We start from the raw sequence: 18,692 nt of genomic DNA on the forward strand, positions 1-18,692 counted from the left end.
GAAGTTCCGATTGATTTTTCGGACCTCAAATGCAATCAGCAGATCACATTGCAGACATTCCAGAGCGTGCGATAAAAGATGACAGCAGAGATAATTGGGCGCGCTTGCGTCGCTCCGGGAGCTGACTCGCCTCAAGCGCTGTTCCGGCTCCTGCGCCAAGGCAAAAGTGCGGTAACGCGGATTCCTTCGGATCGGTGGGATCTTGCGCGCTTCTGGCACCCGGAAATGGGCAACCCGGGCAAGACCTATTCGTTCGCGGCCGGCGTCATCGACGACATCTATGACTTCGATCCCGCGGCCTTCGGCATGTCGCAGCGCGAAGCCATGTATATGGATCCGCAGCAGCGCGTCCTTCTGCAGCTGGCCTGGCGCGCGATCGAGGATGCCAATATCTCTTTGACCTCGCTTCAGGGCGAGAATGTCGGCGTCTATGTCGGCGCATCGAGCCTCGACCATGCCAATCTGACGGTCGAAGACCCCGCGGCCGCCGGCCCCTACTTCATGACCGGCAACACGCTTTCCGTCATCTCCAACCGGATCTCCCATATCTTCGGGCTCAGCGGCCCGTCGATGACCATCGACACGGCCTGTTCGTCCTCGATCGTCGCTCTCGATCAGGCCATGCGGGCTCTGAACGCAGGCGAGATCGACACCGCGATCGTCGGCGGCATCAACATCCTGGCCCACCCCCTTCCCTTCGTCGGTTTTGCGCAGGCGCGCATGCTATCTCCCGAAGGCCTCTGCCGCGCCTATGACAATGACGGCGCCGGCTATGTGCGCGCCGAAGGCGGCGTCGTGTTCGTCCTGCGTCGCTCCGACCGCGCCCGCCAGGAAAAGGATCGCAGCTACGCACGCATCGTCGCGACGGGCACGAACTCGGCCGGCCGCACGAACGGCATCTCGCTGCCATCGCGCGAGTCCCAGGCGGCCTTGCTGCGGTCGATCTACGAAGGCAACAATATCGACGCCAACCAGGTGGCCTTCGTCGAAGGCCATGGAACCGGCACCAAGGTCGGCGATCCGGCGGAAGTCTGGTCGATCGGGACCGTCATCGGCACCAACCGTCGCGCGCCCGTGCCGATCGGCTCCATCAAGTCGAACATCGGGCACACCGAGCCGGCTTCCGGCCTCTTCGGCATGCTCAAGGCCGTCATGGCGCTCGAGAACAATTATCTCCCCGCCTCGCTGCATTTCGATACGCCGAACGAGAATATCGATTTCGATGGGCTGAACGTTCGCGTCACAGCCAATCCGATCGAGCTTCTGCGTGGCAAGCGTGCGCGCCTGGCCGGCATCAACTCCTTCGGCTTTGGCGGCGCCAATGCCCATGTCGTGATTTCGGATCCCGAACCCGTGACCGAGGACCGCCAGCGCAATACAGCCGCCGGTCATATGTTCATCGCCAGCGCACACACGGCCAGCAGCCTCGAAGACCTTCTGCGCGCCTACAAGTCCTCGTTCGCCAAGGCCTCGCGCGAGGAAGCGCGCGCGATCATTGCCGCGTCCGGCGCCAACCGCACGCCCATGCGTCACCGGTTTGCGGCGCGCAGCGAGAACCCCGAAGATATCATCCGGGCGATCTCGAGCCATATCGAAAAGCCGGCCTCCGACCTCGGAGAGACCGGCGAGGCCGCGACCCGGGACGCGAAGGTCGCCTTCGTCTTTTCCGGCAACGGCTCGCAATGGGCCGGCATGGGTGCGGATGCGTTTCGCGAAAACCTGCATTTCCGCCAGTGCTTCACGTCGATCAGCGCCCTGTTCCGGTTCCATGCGGATCTCGACCTCGCCGCTTTGCTGACGGATCCGAACCTCGCGGAGAAGCTTGCCGACACCAAGATCGCCCAGCCGATGCTGTTTGCGGTTCAGGCGGCGCTGTCCGATTCTCTGGTCGCCATGGGCATCACTCCGACGGCCGTCTTCGGACATTCCGTCGGCGAGATCGCGGCAGCTTATGCGGCCGGCGCCTTGTCGCTGGTCGATGCGGTGGCCATCGTCGCCAAACGGTCGCTGCATCAGGACCTTCTGGCCGGCAAAGGCATCATGGCGGCGGTCATGCTGGGCGAAGAGGCCGCACGGACGTTCGCCGAGAAGCACGGAATCGCCAATGTCTGCGTTGCCGCCGTCAATGCGCGCAATTCGGTGACCATCTCCGGTCCGGCAGCCGAGGTGACCGCATTCCGCGATGCCGCCCGCAAGGCGAAGATCCCCGTCCAGATCCTCGACATCAACTACCCGTTCCACCACCCGATCATCGATCAGGCAAAGACGGCCTTCATGGGCGACATTCCGGACCTGTCGCCGCGGACCACCGACATCGCCTATCTCTCCACCGTCACCGGCGAGCGCCTCGACGGGGCGCAGCTGGACGTTGACTATTGGTGGAAGAACGTGCGCGAACCGGTTCGCTTCCAGGCCGCGACCGAAGCCGCCATTGAACTCGGCTGCACGCTGTTCATCGAGGTCTCGCCCCGGCCGATCCTGTCGTCCTACCTCAAGGAAACGATCAAAGCGGCTACCGCGCCGGGCGTGGTCGTTCCCACCCTGCTCAAGGACCCGTCTGCCAAGGGCATCGATCCGGTCTCGCGTTCCATGGCGCGTGCGATCGCGCATGGAGCCGCCTTCAATTCGGCCCGGCTCTTCGGCAAGCGCAACGCCTCGGTCCGCCTGCCCATCCTGCCGTTCGAGCCGACCGAACTCCGTCCGACCGTGACCAGCGACAGTGCCGACCTTTTCGGCCGCGGCTCGCGCGTGCCTTATACCCTCGCCGGCTGGCGCGCCGATCTCAACGGCAGCAGCTGGAAGAACCATATCGACGGGCATCTCTTCCCGGACCTCGCCGAGCATATCGTCGATGGCAAGCCGATCTTGCCCGGCAGCGGATTCATCGAGATCGCGATCTCTGCCGCGCAGCAGTTCTACGGCACCAGCGAGGTCGAGATTACCAATCTCGAAATCGTGCGGCCGCTCGAACTGGGCGACAGCAGGATCATGGAGCTGTCGACCATTCTCTCCCCGGAGACCGGCGACATCGAAATCCGCTCCCGCGAACGCCTGACCGAAGACGACTGGGCCGTGCACGCCGTGGCCCGCTGCCGCAAGCCCATCGCGCGCAACGACCATATCCGGCCGGACTTCAAGGGGCTCGAACAGACGGAAACCGTTCTCTCCGCGAAAGCCTACGAGACGGCGCGCCAGTTCGGCCTCGATTATGGTCCGCGGTTCCAGCTGATGTCGAAGGCCGTTGCCTTCGGCGACAAGTTCATCGACGTCACGTTGAAAACGCCGGCCGAAGCCGGGCATCCCTTCGTCTCCTACAGCCTCAACCCGATTTCGGTCGATGCGACCTTCCACGGCATGGTGGCCCTGTTCGGCCGGTTTACCGGCGAGGCGGGCGGCGCACCCTACATTCCCGTCCGCTTCGGCTCCGTCCGGCTGGCGGCCTCCGGTCAGGTGATCACCCGGGCGATCGCAGAGGTTGAGCGGGTCAGCGCCAATTCCATCAAGGCCAAGTTCCGTTTCTACGGAGACGACGGCAAGCTCGTCGCGGCCTTCGACGACTGCCGCTTCCGCCGCACCTATTTGCGCCAGCACAAGACGCTGGACATGCTGTCCTATCACTATGAATCCGTTCCCTCGGATGCACTTGCGGACCTGCGGCCTGCGGCGTCGAACGCACTGCCGACCGTGCTTCTGCCGGCCGATCGCGGCGACGGGATCGACAACACGACGCTGCTCTTCAACGCCGCGGTCTATCGGGCCTGCCACGAAATCGCGCTGAAACTCGCGCGCGGCGGCAACCAGGTCGATATGCGGCTGGTCCCCGGCGATGTCGGGTTCCGCTGCTTCCTCAGCAACTGCCTCGTCGTTCTCGAGGATGCAGGCCTTGCCGAGCACACCGACAATCGCTGGACCGTCAATGCGGAATTCGCGCTGCCTCCGGTCAGCGAGATCCTCAAGGAGATCTACGCCGAGAATGCCGCCCGCGCCGTCGAGGCCGTGCTGATCAACAACGCCTATACCGAGGCACTCGACCGCCTGTCGGCGCTCTATGCCGCGGAACTGTCCGGCAAGATCGGTGACGACGCCCCGGTTCGGAGCCCGGGCCTCATCAGCGAAGCGACGCTCGATCACCAGGCCGTGCATTCGCTCGCCACCCGCCAGCGGACCGAGATGGTCTATGAGGCGCTGGAGCAGGCCCTTTCGTCGGGCGGAACCGGCCTCCGCATCATCGAACTCGGCACGGTATCGGCGAGCTTCACACGGCGCCTCGCTACCCTTGCGATCCGCCACGGCGCCAGCCTTGCCGTCATCGAGCCGCGCGACAACGCGCAGCGCAACCTCGAGATCGCCTTCGAGGAAGATGCCCGCGTCTCCGTCCTGAAGAAGGACGCGTTCAAGTCGGTCACGACGATCGATATCGTCGTCAGCGCGTCCGACATGCTGTTTGCCCTCGTGGACGAAGATCCCGCCGTCCGCGGCATTCTCGGCCATGCTTTGCGCCCGGGTGGCGCTTTCATCGCCGCGACGACGGCACCGACCGTCTTCAGCGATTTCGCCTATGGTCTGACGGATGGCTGGTTTGCCCGCAGCCAGTCGCCGGAATTCCCCGTCGGACGGTTTGCAACCGCGTCGCAGTGGGAAAAGTGTCTTGCCGATCTCCGGCTTGCCGATATCGTGGTGGAAGACCGCGAAGGCGCGTTCGGCGCTCTGGTCGCTCTGGAAGCAAGAGCCGCCCGGTCCGCGGCCGACGCACCGCTCCAGGACAATGCAGCGCTCGTGTCGCATCACCCGATCCTCGTGCTCCAGGCATCCGCGTCGGCGTCCGTCCTGCCATCGTCCATCGGCGAATGCCCGATCGTCGGCCTGACGCTGACAGGCGAGCCTTCCGACAAGGCAGAACTCCTCAAGGCCTTCACGTCCTTCCAGAACCGCGCCATTCGCGCCGTCTGCCTGTCACCGGCCGCGTCTGAAGACCGGCTCGACGATTCCGACACGCTCCAGACCATCGTCCTCGCGCTCAGCGCCTTCGGCGAAGCGGTGCGGGAGCATCATGCGGATCGCGAGCCTTCGGGTGACGAGCGCCCGCGGCTGGCACTGGTCGCCCCGGGCGGCTCACCGGTTTCCGCCACCTCGGCGCTCAACAGCGGCGTGTGGACCTTCTGCCGCGTCCTGCAGAACGAATACGACCTGATCGATCTGCAGGCGATCGATGCTCCGGCATCGACCGCGTCCGAGGTGGAAAGCGCTCTGAGCCTCGCCGCAACGCTGATCGATCGCGGATTTGACAATCGCGAGTGGGCGGTGATCGACGGTCTCGCCCAGGAAATCCGGGCCGTGCCCGGTCCGGTCGAAGGCACGCTCCGCCAGACGCAGTCTTTCGAAGCGGCCACCATCCGCCAGCGGGTCGCCTCGCAGGTCGGCAGCATCGCCTGGGAAGCAACCAGCCTGCCGAAGCCGGGCCCGACAGACGTCGTCGTCGAAGTCGCCGCCACCGGCCTCAACTTCCGTGACGTGATGTGGGCCATGGGCCTCCTTCCCGAGGAAGCGCTGGAAGACGGCTTTGCCGGCGCCACGATCGGCATGGAACTCTCGGGCCACGTGGTCGCCCTCGGCAGCGAGATCACCGATCTGTCGATCGGCGATCCGGTCATGGCCATGGCCTCGGCCGCTTTCTCCACGCATGCCGTCGTTGCCCGTGCCGGCATCGCCAGGCTGCCGGAAACGGTGAGCCCGGTTGCCGCCGCAACGGTCCCGGTCGCGTTCCTGACGGCCTATTATGCGATGATCGAACTTGGCCGCATCCGGGCCGGTGAAACCATCCTCATCCACGGCGCGGCCGGCGGCGTCGGCCTTGCCGCATTGCAGGTGGCAAAATATGCCGGTGCCAAGGTGATCGCCACCGCGGGCACCCGCGAGAAGCGTCACTTCCTGACGATGCTCGGTGCAGACCACGTCTTCGACTCGCGCACTCTGTCCTTCGTCGAGGATATCCGTGCGGTGACGAACGGCGAGGGCGTCGATCTCGTGCTGAACTCGCTCTTTGCCGAGGCAATGGAACAGAGCCTGTCGCTGGTGAAGCCGTTCGGCCGGTTCCTCGAACTCGGCAAGCGCGACTATTTCGCCGACAGCAAGATCGGACTTCGTCCGTTCCGCCGGAACATCAGCTATTTCGGCATCGATGCCGACCAGCTGCTCGTCAACCAGCCGGACCTCACCAAGCGCATCTTCACGGAAGTCGGTCAATTGTTCGAAGAGGGCAAGTTCGTGCCCCTTCCCTACCGCGCCTTTGCCCATGACGAGATCGGCAACGCCTTCCGGCTGATGCAGAATGCCGGGCATATCGGCAAGATCATCGTGTTGCCGCCGGTTTCCGGTCGCCACTCCGTCTCGGCCGCCGCGCCCGCGCGCATGACGATCTCCGAAGACGGCGTGCATATCGTGGTCGGCGGCATCGGCGGCTTCGGCCTTGCCGCTGCCAACTGGCTGGTCGAGAAGGGTGCGCGCAGACTGGCGCTCGTCACCCGTCGCGGTATCGCCGGCGAAGACACGCTGAACGCGATCAAGCGCTGGGACGCCAGGGGGGTCGTGACCAGCCTGCATGCCTGCGACGTGACCGACGCCAAGGCAACGGCCGCAATGCTCGCAACGCTTCGGGCCGACGGCCCGTTGAAGGGCGTCGTGCATGCTGCAATGGTGCTGGACGACGCGCTGATCGCCAATCTCGATCGCGCCCGCAACCGCCCCGTCATCGACACGAAGGCGAAGGGTGCCGCCGTGCTCGACAGCCTGACCCGGAGCGACGATCTCAACCTCTTCCTGTTGTTCTCCTCGGCAACGACGCTGGTCGGCAACCCCGGACAGGGCAACTACGTCGCGGCCAACGGCTATCTGGAAGGGCTCGCACGGGCACGCCGGGCAGCGGGCCTGAAAGGGCTTGCGATCGGCTTCGGCGCCATCGCCGACACCGGCTATCTCGCCGAAAACACCGATGTCAACGACATCCTGTCGAAGCGCATCGGCAAGACGGCGTTGAAGGCGCAGGCCGCGCTCGACCAGGTGGAAGCCTATATCGCGGCCGACCCCGGCACGGTGAATGCGGCGACCGCGATGATTGCGGAATTCGACTGGTCTGCCGCGCGCAACCTTCCTGTCGTTCGGCAGCCGCTGTTCGAGGTCGTGATGCGCACGGCCGACCAGCATACCGGCAGCAGCGATGGCAGCATGCTCGATCTCGTCGCCATGATCGAGGGCAAATCGCCGCAGGAGGGCGAAGACCTGCTTTATGAGCTTGTCGCCAGTGAAATCGCCGCAATTCTGCGGGTTTCCAAGGATACGATCTCGCGAAGCAAGGTCTTGAAGGAAATCGGTCTGGACAGTCTGATGGCGGTCGAACTCGGCATCAGCTTCCAGCAGAACACGGGCTTCGACATGCCGCTCTCCGGTGTCGCCGACAATACGACCGTCGGCGACGTTGCGCACAAGCTGTACGAAAAGGTCAGCAAGCGCGATCAGGGAAGCAGCGAGGACGAACCGCCGACCGAAGACAAGATCCTGGCCGAACTGACACAGCGCCATAAGGCAACGTCTCCGGAAAAGGTTGCAAGCCAATGAGTGACGACCGGCAGCCCGCCGCGACGAAAATGAACAGCAGCATCCGGGAGAACCTGCTCGACCGGATGCGCAACACGCATCAATCGTCCGAACGCAACCGGATGGCGCGGTCGGAACGCGATGTGCCGACGCCGGTTCGCCGGACGCAGATGCGGTTCGAGGATCTGCCGGAATACAAGCAGGTCCAGACGCAGGAGGCCGCAAGCGCCCAGCTCGGCATCGAAAATCCGTTCTACCGCGCACATGCGACGGCCGCCGGGGCCACGACCATCATCAATGGTCGCGAGCTGATCAATTTCGCATCCTACGACTATCTCGGCCTCAACCGGCATCCGCATGTCCTGGAAAAGGCGGCGGACGCCATCGGCACCTATGGCATTTCGGCGTCCGCGAGCCGCCTCGTGGCCGGTGAGCGTCCGGTTCATGGGGAGCTGGAAGAGCGGATCGCCCATTTCTACGGTGTGGAAGCTGCCGTCTGTTTCGTCAGCGGCTACCTGACCAACGTCGCGGCGATCAGCTGCCTGCTCGGCCCGAAGGATCTCGTCGTCCATGACGAGTTCATCCACAACAGCGCCCTTGCCGGCATCAAGCTTTCGGGCGCCACGCGCCGGCTGTTCAAGCACAATGACGCGCACGACCTCGAAACGGTTCTGCGGACCGTCTCCGGCGACTATCGGCGCATCCTCGTGATCGTCGAAGGCATCTATTCGATGGATGGCGACGTGGCGAACCTGCCCGCGATCCTCAAGCTCAAGGCCGAATACGGGTTCTGGCTGATGGTGGACGAGGCCCATTCCCTCGGCATCCTCGGGCGCCGGGGGCGCGGCACGTTCGAGCATTACGGCGTCGATCCGAAGGAGGTCGATATCTGGATGGGCACGCTGTCGAAGACGACTGCGAGCTGTGGCGGCTATATTGCCGGCAATGCGGCCCTCGCATCCGTGCTGAAGGCGACCGCCGGCGGGTTCGTCTATAGCGTCGGTCTTGCGCCGGCGCTGACGGCCGCCGCCCTTGGCAGCCTCGATATATTGGAAGCGGAACCCGAGCGCGCCGCAGCCCTTCGCCACAATGGTACGCTGTTCCTGAAGCTTGCACAGGAGGCCGGGCTCGACACCGGGCTCAGCGCCGGCTTCTCCGTCGTGCCGGTTCTCGTCGGCGACAGCCTGCGCGCGGTGCAGCTGTCGAACGACCTTCTGGCCGCCGGCGTCAATGCCCTGCCGATCATCCATCCCGCCGTGCCCGAGGGCCTTGCCCGCCTGCGCTTCTTCATCACCAGCGAGCATACGGAAGAGCAGATCCGCAAGACGGTGACGCTGACGGCCGCAAAGCTCAAGGATCTGACCGACCGGAACTTCGGGCTGGCCTCCATCGATCTTCAGCAGATGATGAAAATGCTGGCGGCCCGGTGACACCGGCGCAACGGTTTTTCGTCCGGCGCATAGCGACGTGGCGCGCCGCGTCATGACGCATGTCTTGATCACCGGCGGATCGAGCGGCATCGGCCTTGAGGTGGCGCGCATCTATGTCGGCCGCGGCCATCGGGTCTCGCTGATCGCGCGGGGTTTGGCGGCTCTCGACGCGGCGAAGGTCTCTCTGGAAACCGAAGGCGGAGGCCAGGTGCAGGTTGCCGCGGCCGATGTCGCGGATGCGGACGCCGTTCAGGCAGCGATCCGGGCCTGCGAGACGGTGTTCGGCCCCTGCGATATCCTGATCTGCTCGGCTGGCATCGTCGCGCCTGCCCGGTTCGAAGACCAGACGGCAGCGGACGCGGACCGGCAGGTGGCCGTCAATCTCTCGGGCTCCATGCATTCCGTCCGCGCCGTCTATGCGTCCATGCTCGCCCGTCACCAGGGGCGCATCATGCTGGTCTCCTCCGGTGCCGGCCTGATGGGCATTCCCGGTTATGCCGCTTACTGCGCCTCAAAATTCGCGCTTCGCGGCTTTGCCGAGGCCTTGCGCTCGGAAGCAAAGCCGAGAGGAGTCGTCGTCTCCATCTGCTTTCCGCCCGACACACAGACACCGCAACTGGAACGCGAACGCGCGGCACGCCCGGCAGAAGCCGAGGTGATCATGGGACAGGTCAAGCCCTGGAAAGCGGAAGCCGTGGCGCGCCAGATGGTCCGGGCGCTCGACCAGGGACGTTTCGAGGTCTATTTCGGCCTCACGCTTCTTGCCCTCGGCAGGCTCGCGCCGCTCGTCCGGCCGTTCGTCGATCGGTACTTCGATCGCCTTATTCGGGGTGTACAGAGGTAACGTCGACGTGACACAGCTTGTCACCTCACGGGAATGTCACTAGAACTCGGGCGCGACGTGGCGGCGCTCACGCCGCGGATTCAAAGGGTTTCGTTTGCCGTCGACATCACTCCAGCTTCACGACTACCCGCTCTCGTTGATCCTCGTCTGCTTCGCGCTCTCATTCTTCGTCGCGTGGTTCACCGACAGGTTCGCGCTGCCGGCGCGCGAGCGTCGCCGCAACATGCCCAAGGGCCGGACGCTGTGGCACAGCCTGCGCGACGGCTTGGCCCGTCTGCCCGTCGTCGCCATCATCTATGCCTTCTTCTTCGCGATCTCCTGGCGCCCGCTCTATGGTGCTGCCGGTTGCATGAGCTTCTTCATCATCTTCACGGCGATCTCGCGCGCCAAGTTTCGCTTCATCCGCGAGCCGCTGGTGTTTTCCGACATCGCGCTGGTCGCCGACGTGTTCAAATACAAATCGATCTTCTACGCGAACTCGCTGAACATCGTCTTTTGGATCGTCGCCTTCGGCTATGTCTTCGGCGTGACCGGCCTTTATATGTATTTCGAGCCGGACGTGCTGCCGGACCATGCCGAAGCGTTCTACATCGTGCTGATGGTCTTTGCGGCCGCCTTCCCCTGGATCTCGCTCTTCTGGGGTCCGGTCAACGCGCCGACCGCAGATCTCGTGCAGAGGCTCGTCGGCAAACCGAACGCGAAGATCAGCACGGTCCGGTTCGGCACCTTCTCATCGGTCGTCTTTCATTTCATCATCTGGCTGGGTGTCCGGCGGGAGAAGATCGTCAGCGAGCTTTCCGGCGCCTTCTTTGCCGCGGTCAACGATCTCATCGGCCACAATGCCGAAAACAAGGCCCCGCTGGTGGTCGTCTGGCAGTCCGAGTCCTTCCTCGACATGCGGCATTACGGCGTCAACGCCGTCCGCCTCCCCAATATCGACCGCCTGCAGAAGCTCTCCACGCAGTGGGGACGCATCGCGACCGTGTTTGAAGGCGGTTACACGTTGCGCACCGAGTTCGCGGTCCTCAGCGGGCTGCAGCCCGACGATATCCATGTCGATGCGAGCTATCCATACCTCCGTGCGCGGCACTATACCGATGTGGTGTGGCCGACGAAGCTGAAGAAGGCGGGCTGGCGCACGCATTTCATCCATCCCTACGACCGGACGTTCTTTCTGCGCCACAAGGCGATGCCGCTGCTCGGCTTCGAAGAGATGACGATGCTGGACGCGTTCGATCACGACCCTGCGCGGGACGGGCCCTATGTCTCCGATGCCGCGCTGACGCGCAAGGTGATCGAGGCAGTGGATCGTCAGAAGGACGACAAGGGCAGCTTCATCTTCGTCGCGTCGATGGCCAATCACGGCCCGTGGGAACCGGGGCGGGTTCCCGGCCACATCGATCCCGTCAGCATATATCTCGAAATCCTGCAACAATCGGACAAGGCGCTCGGCCAGCTGATCGACCATCTGAACAAGCTTGACCGGCCGGTCTGGCTCGTCTTCTACGGCGACCATGCGCCCCTGTTGAAGTCCTTTGCCGATCCCTTTCCCGACCCGAGAACCGACTATTTCATCACGCCGCTGGGTGCCGCCCGCACCCCGCAGCAGGCGCCGGTGTTTCCGCGCAACGAAGAGCCCTGGAACCTGCTGAAGGCCATGCTGAAGCATGCGAACCTTCACAAGGACGAGTTGAAATAGACGGGATGACCGGCGCCCGCCCGCCCGCATCCGGAACAGCACGACGGGTGTTCCTGTTTCTCGAAGGTCCCTCGTCACCGCTCTTCATGAAGATCGCCGATCGGCTGGAGGCGATGGGGCATGTCTGCCTGCGGGTCAACCTCAACATCGGCGACAGCATATTCTGGCGTCGGCGCGGTGGATACGCGTTTCGGGGCCGGCCCGAGGCCTGGCCCCGCTGGATCGGCGACTTTCTGACCCGGCACGAGGTGACCGATCTCGTGCTTCTCGGCGAGGAGCGTCCCTATCACCGCCTTGCGACGGAGGCTGCAAAGCGACGGTCGGTCGACGTCTATGTGGTCGAGATGGGATATCTGCGCCCGGATTGGCTGACGCTTGAGCGCGACGGCATGTCGACGAATTCACATTTTCCGGATGATCCCGACCACATCCTGAAGGCTGCCCGCGATCTGCCGGAGCCGGACTGGACGCGCCGGTATTTTCAGACGTTTCAGGCAGAGGCGGCTTACGATCTCCTCTACAATCTGCCCAACGCCTTCCTCTGGTTTCTCTATCCGCATTATCGCCGCCATGCGCTTTACCATCCGCTGGTGGAATATGCCGGCTGGATCCCGCGGCTCCTGCGGGAGAAGCGTCGCGGTCATGAGGCGCGTGCCACGATCGCCAGGCTGGAAGAGGGCCCGGGGCCGCTGTTCATCTTTCCTCTCCAGTTGCAGACGGACTTCCAGCTTCGGGCCCATTCGCCCTTTCACGACCAGCAGCAGGCGATCGAGGAGGTGCTGACCTCGTTCTCCCGCTTTGCGCCACGCGATGCGCGGCTCGTGGTGAAGGTCCATCCGCTCGACAATGGTCTCATCGACTGGGCCGGCACGATCGCCGAGACAGCGACACGGCTCGGCATTGGCCCGCGCGTCTCGTTTCTCGACGGTGGAAACCTGACGGCTCTGATCCGCCTGAGCGCAGGGATCGTCACCGTCAATTCCACCGTCGGACTGCATGCGCTGCAGCAGCGCAAGCCTGTCAAGGTGCTGGGAGTCGCGATGTTCGATGTGGAAAGGCTGACGGATAGGCAGCCGCTGGATCTGTTCTGGCGGGCGCCGCGTCTGCCCGATGCGGACGTCTGCGATGCCTTCTTCCGGCTGGTGGCCGCTGCCATTCAGGTTCGCGGCAATTTCTACTCGAAGGTCGGAACGGATGCAGGCGCGGATGCGATCGCCGCGCGTCTCCATGCGCGCACCGTCAACGAACCCGATGCCTTCATCGATCCGCCACCGCGCAAGCGTCCGGAGAAGCGGGCACGCAGGTGAGCCAAGCCCTTGTGCCTGTCGCGCAAACGTATGCAGCGCTTTTGCGACGCCCGATATGCGGTCGTCACGGACCCGAAGCGCAACGCGCTGAGCGGAAAGATCGCGGCGCGCTTCAGGCGACGCCGGCGCGCAGCAGGTCGTGAATGTGGAGGATGCCGACCGGCATTTCGGTGTCATCGACGAGGAAGAGCACCGTCACCTTGCTCGACTGCATGACCTGCATCGCGGCGCTGGCGAGCAGTTGGGGAGAGATGACCCGCGGCTTGAGCGACATGATCGCCTCGACCGTCTCCTGCAGAAGATTATCCGACATGTGCCGGCGCAGGTCGCCATCGGTGATGACGCCGGCAAGCCGACCGTCCGTGTCGACCACGCCGACAACGCCAAAACCCTTGGACGACATCTCGATCAGCGCCTGCCCCATCGGGGCACCTACGGGGAGAAGCGGCAGGGCGCCGCCGTGATGGGCGAGTTCGCCGACGCGCAGCAGCTGGGCGCCGAGCTTGCCGCCCGGATGGAACGTCTTGAAGTCCTCGGCGGAGAAACCGCGGCGCTCGAGCAGCGCGATCGCGAGAGCATCACCGACGGCCAGTTGCAGCAAAGCCGATGTGGTCGGCGCCAAGCCATGCGGGCAGGCCTCGTTGACCTTGGGTATGACGATCGGCACGGTGGAATGACGGGCGAGAAGACTGTCGCGGTTGGACGTCAGCGAGATCACCGGCACCTTGAAGCGCTGCGCATAGGCCAGCATATTGCCGAGTTCGACCGTTTCGCCCGACCACGACAGGAGGATGACCAGATCGTCCGACGTGATCATGCCGAGGTCGCCATGGCTGGCTTCCGTCGGATGGACGAAATAGGCCGACGTTCCCGTGGAGGCCATGGTAGCCGCGATCTTGCGGCCGATATGCCCGCTCTTGCCGACGCCGGAGACGACCACGCGGCCGTTTCGGTCGGCGATCAGCGCGACGGCATCGGCCAGATTGCGGGCGAAGACGGCATCATTGGCAAAGCTGGTGGCGAGCGCGTTTACGCCGTCGACCGTGGTGGCAAGCGACCGCCCGATGGAATCGAGAACGGCGCTGTGCTCGGTCAGGCTGGCGTCGATGGATCTGAGGCTCATTCTGTCTCTCCCGGCAATCTTCCCGCGGGTTACTCCCTGCGCACAGAAAGATCAACGCATGAAACGGACAGGCCCAAGCGAGGCTGTCGCTGGAGCAAGGCCCTCAGGCAAGATCGGAGACCGGCGGCGGCTCAACTGACGCGCTTGACGATGGTTTCGTCCGGCAGTGCCGCGCGCTGTTTTTCGGGATTGGCGATGAAATCCTCGAGCGTCATGGAATCGAGGATATCGGCCATGGCGTCGCGCACGATGGTCATGGACCGCCGCACCTCGCAGGTTTCCGGATCGTTGCAATCATCGCAGACCTCATAGGCGGTGCGGCTGGCGCAGCGGATGGGCGCGAGAGGGCCGTCGAGCGTTCGCACGACCTGGCCGATGCGGATCTGGGACGCGGGGCGCGACAAGGAATAGCCGCCGCCCGGCCCCTTCTTGGATTTCAGGAAGCCGGCATTGCGCAATTCGAGCAGAATGGCGTCGAGGAACTTCTTCGGAATGTTGTTGCGGGTCGCAATCTCGGTGATAAAAGCCGTCTCACCCGGATCCAGGTGCGCCAGATCGACCAGCGCCTTCAATCCGTACTTCCCTTTTTTCGTCAACATTCCGCTTGCTCGTCCTGAGAGGCACCATGCCCGCCTATTCAGGCACGCTGCCGTCGCAGCCTAGCACGTTTGATGCCTTTCAGACATAGGTGAGCAACCTCGTAGCGAGGTTTTTACCGGAACAGCTGCAAAATGCCGTTCGGGACGAGCAACAGGCTTCAGGCAGCCAGGCCCGACAGACGCCCACGCGGCACGGAAGCGCCGCCGAGATGCGCCAGGACAGCGTGCCGCGCAGCGTCCGCGCTGGCGAAGCGCTGTGCGTCGAGTTCCCAGACATGATACTTCACGGCAACGAACTTCAACGTGCCGGCATCGGGTACGACGACGCCAACGGCTTCGCCATTGATCTCGATGACCTGCTTGTGCGTCGCATTCGCGTTGTTCTTTTCGGTTTCCATAGTCAACGCTCCTTCCACGCCGAAGGCGGGAGTGTCTGTCAGTTTCGCAAATAGGGGAGGTTTAATCCGAGGTCACATTCGCGAAAGCGAACACATCCACCGGTCTGCCACTGCTTCACGACACAGGGAACGCGAGGCGCAGAGGAAGGCGGTACGGTCAAATTGCAACATGCCTTCTCCTCTGGCTGAAACCGCCCGAAGGGAGCGGATCTGAAACACACCGCTGACACTGTCTCTGCGGATGGTCTCAAACTAGTGCAGTCTAGTTCCGAAGTCAAATACAAATTAAATCACGGCGCAATTTCATTCCAAAAAAACTCAATATGCCGCCCCTATCGAACGTCTCATTCCGATTTTTGCCACTTTTCGAAAAATTATGCTGATTCAACCAAGTGCCACGAGTCAGGCGCATGCGGCAGATCTAGTGTGCTTCTCGCATGAAAAAAGGGCGACCCGTAAGGCCGCCCCATGAAATTTTCATGACGTTTCAGATTCGGGATCGAAAGCCCGATTCCATCAGCCCTTGACCGGTTCGCCGGGTGCGCCGGCGCCGCGGGCCGTTTCGCGATCCTTCCACCAGCGGCTGAGGAACAGCAGGATCGGGCCGCCGATGTAGATCGAGGACGTCGTCGCGACGATGACGCCGAAGATCATCGGCCAGGCGAAGCTTTTCACGGCATCGCCACCCCAGATCGCCATGGGCACCAGAGACAGGGCCGTTGCCATGGAGGTGAAGATGCATCGCGCAAGGACCTGATTGATCGACATGTCGATCAGTTCGGAGAACGGCATCGACTTGTACTTCCGCATGTTCTCTCGCATGCGGTCGTAGACCACGACCTTGTCGTTGACGGAGTAGCCGATCATCGTCAGCACGGCGGCGATGGCCGTGAGGTTGAAGTCGATTCCGGTCAGCGCGAAGAAGCCGATGGTCTTGGTGATGTCGAGCAGCAGAACCGCGATGGCGCCCACCGCGAAGTGCCATTCGAACCGCCACCAGATGTAGATCAGGATCGCGATCATGGCGAGCGACACGGCGAGGAAGCCGGAGCGTGCGAGTTCGGCACTGATCGTCGGACCCACCACTTCGGTCCGCTCGAACGAGGCATCGGGAATCGTGCTGGCAACGGCGCCCTTGATCGCATTCAGCGCGACCGTCTGCTCCTGCTCGCCGCCCGGCTGGCGCTGGACGCGGATGAGAACGGACGTGCCCTGGCCGAATTCCTGCAGCGCGACTTCGCCGAGGTTCAGGCCTTCGAGGTTTTCCCGCAGCTTCGGCAGGTCGAGTTTCGTCTGGGACGTGGTTTCCACCTGGATGCCGCCGACGAAGTCGATGCCATAATTGAGGCCAGGCGTGAAGAACAGGATGATCGAGCTAATCGACAGGAAAGCTGACGTCGCGATGGCGATGTAGCGGCCGCGCATGAACGAGAAGGCAGGAAGATGCCGGACCTTGCCGAACAGCGAGGGAATGTCGAGCTTCTTCATCTTCCGGCGCACGACCATTTCCCGCATCATCAGGCGGACGACGGTGATGGAGGTGAACATGGAGATGACGATGCCGAGCATCATGGTCACGGCGAAGCCGCGAACGGGGCCGGAGCCGAAGGCAAACAGCAGCACGGTGCCCGAAAGCGTCGTGACGTTGCTGTCGATGATGGTCGCATAGGCCTTGTTGAAGCCGATATCGAGCGCCTTCATGGCGCCGACGCCGGCTGCGGTTTCTTCCCGGATACGGGCGTTGATGAGGATGTTGGCATCGACGGCCATGCCTATGCCGAGAATGATACCGGCGATGCCGGGCAGCGTCAGCGTGGAGCCGAGCATGCCGAGCACGCCGATCGTCAGGATCGTGTGCAGCAGCAGGCCGATATTGGCGATCATGCCCCAGGAGCCGTAGAGAACGACCATGAGCGTGACGACGAGGATGAAGCCGGCGAGGCCCGTATAGATGCCCATCCGGATCGAGTCGGAGCCGAGATTGGGGCCGACGGAGCGTTCCTCGATGATAGTGAGCGGTGCCGGCAGCGCGCCGGAGCGCAGCAGCGCGGAGAGCACGGTCGCTTCCTGGGCGGTGAAGTTGCCTGAAATCTGGCCCTGTCCGCCGAGGATCGGCTCGCGGATGACCGGCGCGGTCAGGACCTTGCCGTCCAGCACGATGGCGAAAGGCTTGCCGACATTGTCACGCGTGATTTCGGCAAACTGGCGGGCGCCCTGTGCGTCGAAGGAGAAAGAGACGATCGGCTCGTTGGTCTGCTGGTTGAAACCGGCCTTGGCGTCGGCGAGACGCTCGCCGGAAATGGCGACGCGGGTCTCCACCGCATATTTGGCCGGGTCGTTGGCGCCGACGAGAATATCGACGCCGCGCGGCGCGACACCGTTCGGATCGACCGTCTGATCGACCATGTGGAAGCTCATCTGGGCGGTAGAGCCGAGAAGCTGACGCAGGCGCGTCGGATCCTGCAGGCCGGGCAGCTGGACGAGGATGCGGTCCGAGCCGACGCGCTGGATCAGCGGTTCGGCAACACCGACCTGGTCGACGCGTCGACGGATGATCTCGAGGCTCTGGTCGACGGCAGCGGTCATGCGCTCGTCAAGGCCGGCCTGTGTCAGGCGAACCGTGATGGCGGCATCGGCACTGGTGATGTCGATGTCGGATGCGGCCGTGCCGAAGCCGAGCGGGCTTGCCGGCGCGGCGAGCGCATTGATCTTGGGAAGAACGCGATCCCGCGCGGCGGCGTCCGCAATCGTCACGACGATGGCGTCGCCTGCAATCCGGGCGGACGAGACGGGGACGCGCTCCGTGCGCAGCACGCCACGGATGTCATCGAGCAGCGTGTTCAGCCGGGCCTGTCGCAGGCCGGCGGCATCCACCTCGAGCACGAGGTGGGAGCCGCCCTTGAGGTCGAGACCGAGAGTGACCGGCTTGACCGGGAGATAGGCGGCGTAACGCTGCTGCGTTTCCACCGAGAGAACGTTGGGAAGCGCCGCGATGATCCCGAAGAGGGTGATCGCGACATAGGCCAGAATGGCCCATTTCGATGTGCGCATGAAGATTTTCCAATATCGTCCGCCCTGAACCTCAAAGGGCTCGGCGGGTCGTGAAGGCCGAAAGGATGTGACGCGAAGAGCGCCGGCGCGTCAGCGGCGGGATGGCGCAAGAGCCGGCGGCGCGCGGGCTTCCGCCGCCTCGGAGACGCCGCCGTCCAGCCGGTGGCTGCGGCCGGCGGTCGCGATGAAGGCTGCCGGGCGCAGCAGATCGGGTGCACGGAACACCGCGAGAGACAAGGGATCGGGGCCGCCGGGCACGGGTTTCGCATCGATCCGCTCGGCCGTGAACCGCACATCGGCCGGCTGGGCGGCGCGCAGCGCTTGCCGCGAGAGTGCCGGTTCGGCCGCGCGGCCATCCCGGTTTTCCCGACCCGAAACGTCACCCGGTCGCAAGAACGCGCCGGTTCCGGACGCGACGAGCTGGGCAGAGGCGACGAGCGGCATCGCAAGCACCGCGGCAAACAGCCAAAGCAGCGCCAGAAGCCTGGTCGAGGCTCCCCACACGGCCCGGTCCCATTGCCGGCGGCGCTTCGTTCTGCCGAACCCGTCGTTCACGGGGATGTCCTTCCCTGCGGGTCGCGTCCCGGCGATCCGTTCCTGCGGGCCTTACAATCATTCCCGGCCGGCAAAGTCAAATCACGCTGCCTCCCG

General features: G+C 63.9%; 10 protein-coding genes. 5 read left to right on the forward strand and 5 right to left on the reverse strand.

The genetic code is table 11. The features are described 5' to 3' along the window. Positions 1 to 78 precede the first annotated feature (78 nt). From ASG39_RS11535 to ASG39_RS11555, 5 genes are all read left to right on the forward strand, one after another. A complete protein-coding gene (locus ASG39_RS11535) occupies positions 79 to 7,611 on the forward strand; it encodes a type I polyketide synthase (protein ID WP_062595140.1) in 7,533 nt (2,510 codons plus the stop codon). Then, positions 7,608 to 9,020, forward strand: coding sequence for an aminotransferase class I/II-fold pyridoxal phosphate-dependent enzyme (locus tag ASG39_RS11540; RefSeq protein WP_062595141.1), 1,413 nt, complete (start codon positions 7,608 to 7,610; stop codon positions 9,018 to 9,020). Before ASG39_RS11535 ends, ASG39_RS11540 begins: the two co-directional genes overlap by 4 nt. Before the next feature lie 52 nt (positions 9,021 to 9,072). Then, positions 9,073 to 9,864, forward strand: a complete 792-nt coding sequence (locus tag ASG39_RS11545; protein WP_062595142.1) for an SDR family oxidoreductase — start codon at positions 9,073 to 9,075, stop codon at positions 9,862 to 9,864. A 94-nt stretch (positions 9,865 to 9,958) separates the two neighbouring features. Further along, entirely contained in the window at positions 9,959 to 11,563 is a 1,605-nt protein-coding gene (locus ASG39_RS11550; protein WP_062595143.1) for an LTA synthase family protein, read from the forward strand. A 5-nt stretch (positions 11,564 to 11,568) separates the two neighbouring features. Continuing rightward, a complete protein-coding gene (locus ASG39_RS11555; protein WP_062595144.1) occupies positions 11,569 to 12,870 on the forward strand; it encodes a capsular biosynthesis protein in 1,302 nt (433 codons plus the stop codon). A 112-nt stretch (positions 12,871 to 12,982) separates the two neighbouring features. Here the strand turns inward: ASG39_RS11555 and ASG39_RS11560 are convergent, their stop codons facing one another. The 5 genes from ASG39_RS11560 to ASG39_RS11580 all read right to left on the reverse strand — a co-directional run bounded on the left by ASG39_RS11560 (position 12,983) and on the right by ASG39_RS11580 (position 18,596). After that, positions 12,983 to 13,993 carry a KpsF/GutQ family sugar-phosphate isomerase gene (locus ASG39_RS11560; RefSeq protein ID WP_062595145.1) on the reverse strand — a complete coding sequence of 337 codons (1,011 nt, stop codon included), beginning with the start codon at positions 13,991 to 13,993 and terminating at the stop codon, positions 12,983 to 12,985. Between the two features lie 131 nt (positions 13,994 to 14,124). Next, positions 14,125 to 14,592 (reverse strand): Rrf2 family transcriptional regulator, encoded by a 468-nt coding sequence (locus ASG39_RS11565; protein ID WP_062595146.1) that lies wholly within the window; start codon positions 14,590 to 14,592, stop codon positions 14,125 to 14,127. Positions 14,593 to 14,750: 158 nt separating this feature from the next. Beyond that, entirely contained in the window at positions 14,751 to 14,990 is a 240-nt protein-coding gene (locus ASG39_RS11570) for a hypothetical protein (protein WP_062595147.1), read from the reverse strand. A 516-nt stretch (positions 14,991 to 15,506) separates the two neighbouring features. Then, complete coding sequence (secD, locus tag ASG39_RS11575) at positions 15,507 to 18,041, reverse strand: protein translocase subunit SecD (RefSeq protein ID WP_062595148.1); 2,535 nt, start codon at positions 18,039 to 18,041, stop codon at positions 15,507 to 15,509. Positions 18,042 to 18,131: 90 nt separating this feature from the next. Continuing rightward, on the reverse strand, positions 18,132 to 18,596 hold the full coding sequence (locus ASG39_RS11580; RefSeq protein ID WP_062595149.1) for a hypothetical protein: 465 nt from the start codon (positions 18,594 to 18,596) through the stop codon (positions 18,132 to 18,134). Positions 18,597 to 18,692 lie beyond the last annotated feature (96 nt).

It is taken from the genome of Rhizobium sp. Leaf371, assembly GCF_001424045.1.
Classification (GTDB): domain Bacteria; phylum Pseudomonadota; class Alphaproteobacteria; order Rhizobiales; family Rhizobiaceae; genus Ferranicluibacter.